The 381-nt window shown below is 40.2% G+C and carries 1 pseudogene; it reads right to left on the reverse strand.

What is annotated here, in order from left to right:
- Positions 1-381, reverse strand: a pseudogene (locus tag BFL28_RS19965) (PTS fructose transporter subunit EIIBC); the annotation flags it as partial.

The following is a 381-nucleotide window of genomic DNA, read 5'->3' on the forward strand; positions in this document are numbered from 1 at the left end:
CAATATAACCCGACAGCATGGGTACCATGAGGGTAAATGCTGCTGCGCCAATCTGTTTTAATATGGCTGGCAGACTACCAGCTTGTTCTGCTGCATTTAGGCCAAAACATAAAGAAAGTGCAATTAGCAAGCCACCCGCAACAACCATAGGCAGCATATAAGAAACACCAGTTAATAAGTGTTTATATACACCAACTTTTTCAGTTTTATCCTTATTTTCCGTTGTTGCTTGCTGTTTACCTTGTTCTAAAACCTGAGCATTAGCAATTGCCTCAGCAAAAGCCTTGTCGGTTTGTTTTAAAGCAAAACCAGTGCTACATCTATAGACACGTTTACCTACAAAACGGTCAGTGTTGACTTCAATGTCAGTAGCAAGAATAA

It is taken from the genome of Sphingomonas turrisvirgatae (assembly GCF_001721295.1).
GTDB classification, from domain to species: Bacteria; Pseudomonadota; Alphaproteobacteria; order Sphingomonadales; family Sphingomonadaceae; genus Sphingomonas; species Sphingomonas turrisvirgatae.